At 46.3% G+C, this 1,314-nt stretch carries 2 protein-coding genes; both read left to right on the top strand.

Annotated features, from left to right (window positions below):
• On the top strand, window positions 1–943 hold a 943-nt coding region (locus DCH402_RS19715), incomplete at its 5' end, for a phage tail-collar fiber domain-containing protein (protein ID WP_040003006.1).
• An 8-nt stretch (window positions 944–951) separates the two neighbouring features.
• On the top strand, window positions 952–1,314 hold a 363-nt coding region (locus DCH402_RS19710), incomplete at its 3' end, for a tail fiber assembly protein (protein WP_040003766.1).

The raw sequence follows: 1,314 nt of genomic DNA, 5'->3' as shown, positions 1-1,314 counted from the left end.
CCCGGATACCTATAAACCGCAGTTGCAGGAAGGCTCTGGTCGTGTGCAAACCGTGCGTGTGATTCTGGTGGTCAGTAACACCAGTGCGGTCACCCTGAAAGTTGACCCGGCGGTAGTGCTGGCAACCCGAAAGTCGGTTGATGACAAGGCGATTGAGGTGAAAGCCTACGCCGATGATCTGATGGCGAAACACCTCGCCAACGCGAACCCGCACAAGCAGTATGCGCCGATTGAAAGTCCGGTATTGACCGGGAGTCCCCTGGCACCGACGCCACCTTTATTTGATGCAGATAGTAGTATTGCGACCACGGCGTTTGTGCAAAGAGCTTTGGGTAATATGAAGTCGGCATTTGGCGTCAGAGAAAATCAGGTGTTAACCAGTGATGCGTTTGGCTGTTTTGTTGAAGCCCAAATAGCGGGGATTACGATTACATTACCGAACGCTTCCCTTTGTGCGGGTGGGGTTATTGAGTTTAATAATATCTCCAACGGGGCTGTGACAATCTCTGGTGCCGGGGTCAATATATTAGGACCTAATAATCCATCCGGTTCAAATACGATGACGGTTAAAAGTGGAACAAATATAAGATTCCTTTCCACGGGGCCACAGTGGCGTGCGATTGGTGGCGTGGGCGCTGCTGGTTCAGGAGTGAATGGTTACCAGATTTTACCGTCAGGTATTATTATTCAATGGGGAGTAGGAGCAACGTTAGGTGCCGGCGTTATTAATCAGTCATTCCCTATTGCATATCCTAATAATTTCTTTTCTGCTGTCATTACGGAAAATAATTCTGTTGGTTGGAATTATACGGGGGTGACAGTATATGGGCAAAGTAATAGTACTAAAGAAATGTTGAAGGGATATGGCGCATTTGTCAGAAACGGTGGTTCTGTTGAATTTTCCTCTGGTATCTCTTATCAGTTTATTGCAATAGGAAATTGAGGTGTCATATGTTTTATTCTAAATCAACCAGTGGTTTTTATAGTGACGAAATTAATGGTGTTAATATTCCTGATGACGCTATTGAGATCAGCGATGATTATTATCAATATTTATTAGACCAGCAAGTCAGGGGTAATGTTATTATTTTTGATGAGTCGACAAAAAAACCGATTGCGGTGACTCCTGTGCCTTTGTCAGACACTCAGTTGGCTGAAGATGCCCGGCGTCAGCGAGATAATTTACTGACCGCCAGTGACTGGACGCAAGTGCCGGATGCACCGGTAGATCAACAAGCCTGGCGTACATACCGTGAGATATTACGTCAAGTTCCTGAGCAGGCCGGGTTCCCGTTAAATATTGCATGGCCGTCA

It is taken from the genome of Dickeya chrysanthemi NCPPB 402, from assembly GCF_000406105.1.
GTDB lineage: Bacteria > Pseudomonadota > Gammaproteobacteria > Enterobacterales > Enterobacteriaceae > Dickeya > Dickeya chrysanthemi.
Note: the sequence above shows the minus strand (reverse complement) of the source record. Positions and strands in the feature narration are given on the sequence as shown.